Raw genomic sequence first — 2,220 nt, forward strand, 5'->3', positions numbered from 1 at the left:
CTTCTGTTTACGGTACGCGAGAGGCGTTCGGTTATGTATTTTTTTGAATGTCTGGACGAAATGGCTCACGCTCGTAAAACCAAGCTGGTTCGCCACTTCAGCGACCGCAAAATCCGTTTCACATAATAGACGCGCGGCCCGTTGCATCCGGACGTCTTGAACATAAGCGAGCGGTGAGGTGTCGCCCCATTTTGAAAAGTAACGGCAACACTCGGCTCGGCTCAGTCCACCGGCAGCGGCGATGTCTTCGAGCGACAGCTTCATCGTGTCATGGTCGTGTATATAGGAAATCATGCGATCCATTCGGTCATATCCGTGTTGCCTCATCACAGGTGTCCGCTGAATCCAATAGCGCCAGACGACAGCGAGCTGTAACGTCGCATCGAGCAATGCGAAAGCCGAGTCGCTCTTGAGACGCCTGACCGCTTTATCGATTGTGTCGAGCATCGCCTTGTCGGTCGGTACACTCGAGTGCGCCACGTAGTAGCCAATCCTCTCGATATACGGGGTGACATATTGCTCCGCAAGGAACGGTGAAAACAAGTCGAACGGGTCGACACTTATGACGTCCATGTGAAATGAATCTTCCGCTCGTTCGACTCTTGTGAGTTGGCCGCAATCAAGCATCAATGCCATGCCCGGATCGAGCCGGACACGCGTTCCGTTGATGCGTACCGTAAGACGTCCTTTCGTGATGAGCCAAATCTGAAAGCTTGAACTCGTTGTAAAGCTCGTCTCCACCATCTGCTCTGTCCATGTTTCAACAGTAATCATCTTTCCTTCAGGATGCATCTTCCCACCTCAACAATCGAACATTTTGTAGAATCACATACCGATCTAAGACTCCCATCCCTCTTTTGTAAGCGTCAATTTCGACATTTTGAGTGAGACATCCTCAACCGGTGTGACCGTGTCTCTTCTATATAATGGTGTCAAAAGATGAAATATGCCGTGATCCCGGCATGGACTAAAATGGCGATTGGGACACCGAGACGGAAAGCTGGCTTCAGCGTCTTATGACGGAACAGCCGCATCGCGATATACGCACCGAACGCCCCGCCGATCCAGACGAGCGACAACAATGTCTTTTCCGAAATCCGCCACGCGTTCGCTTTCGCACGTCGTTTATCGAGAAAGAACGTAACAAAAGCTAGTAAATTAGTCACAATGTAATATATCAGTAATAGTTCCAAAGCCTATCCGCTCCTTTCTTCTTCATTGATTATAACTTGAAATGGCTTAACAAAGCCGTTTGTATCCGTTTTGTAAGAAATTCACCCTTGACTTCTAGCCCATAAAGTTCTGTAACTGAACTGATATCACTCTCATATCATGCTGTAACGGCAGTGAAATATAGAGGTGTTACAGTAAGGGGGCGTTAGAAAAGGGAGGAATATTCTTATGAAAAAACCACTATTGACACTAACGGCACTCGCTGGCCTTAGTTTAGGAGTTGCTGCTCCAGCTTCGGCAGCATCAACACACACAGTTCAGTCTGGAGATACATTGTATCGTATCGCCGTGAACAACAACGTCTCTGTAAACGACATTAAACAAGCGAACGGCTTAAACTCTAATATGATTTTCCCGAACCAAGTATTGAAACTTGGAAAGGCAGAAGCAAAAGCTTCGAACTCATCTAAAACGTATACAGTTAAAGCAGGCGACACGTTGTATCGAATCGCGAAAAACAACGGTGTTACTGTCAATCAATTGATGACATGGAACGGTCTTAAATCAGATCTTATCTTCCCAGGTCAACAATTCGCAGTGAAAGGCGCAGCCGCTGCATCAGTAGCGAACGACGCTCCTGCAGCGAAGCCAAAAGCATCAACATCTACACCAGTGACGAAACAGTCGACGTCTACAACGCAAACCCAAGCTCCGGCTTCAGGGCGGACAATGACTGTTGAAGCGACAGCTTATACACCATACTGTGCAGGATGTTCAGGAATCACAGCTACTGGAATCGACGTACGTTCAAACCCGAACCAAAAAGTCATCGCGGTTGACCCATCAGTCATCCCACTCGGCTCTAAAGTTTACGTTGAAGGTTACGGCGAAGCCATCGCTGGAGACACTGGCGGCGCAATCAAAGGGAACAAAATCGACCTCTTGATGCCGACACAAGAACAAGCGATTCAATTTGGTCGTCAATCTGTCCAAATCACAATCTTAAACTAATTCGTACGACCCCAAAAACACCGCGCCAGCGGTGTC

Annotated in this window: 3 protein-coding genes; 1 reads left to right on the forward strand and 2 read right to left on the reverse strand. The window is 47.9% G+C overall.

The genetic code is table 11. The features are described 5' to 3' along the window. Together DI14_RS07825 and DI14_RS07830 are read right to left on the reverse strand one after the other, a co-directional pair. Positions 1 to 792, reverse strand: a 792-nt coding sequence (locus DI14_RS07825) for an AraC family transcriptional regulator (protein ID WP_034807245.1), incomplete at its 3' end; no start/stop codon positions are given. 140 nt (positions 793 to 932) lie between these two features. After that, complete coding sequence (locus tag DI14_RS07830; protein ID WP_034807247.1) at positions 933 to 1,193, reverse strand: DUF1294 domain-containing protein; 261 nt, start codon at positions 1,191 to 1,193, stop codon at positions 933 to 935. A 208-nt stretch (positions 1,194 to 1,401) separates the two neighbouring features. On the opposite strand from DI14_RS07830, the gene DI14_RS07835 reads away from it, so the two are divergent. Further along, positions 1,402 to 2,184 (forward strand): LysM peptidoglycan-binding and 3D domain-containing protein, encoded by a 783-nt coding sequence (locus DI14_RS07835; RefSeq protein ID WP_034807249.1) that lies wholly within the window; start codon positions 1,402 to 1,404, stop codon positions 2,182 to 2,184. The last annotated feature ends 36 nt before the right edge of the window (positions 2,185 to 2,220 follow it).

The sequence above is a fragment of the Exiguobacterium sp. AB2 genome (assembly GCF_000696055.1).
In the GTDB taxonomy this organism is placed as follows: Bacteria; Bacillota; Bacilli; order Exiguobacteriales; family Exiguobacteriaceae; genus Exiguobacterium; species Exiguobacterium alkaliphilum.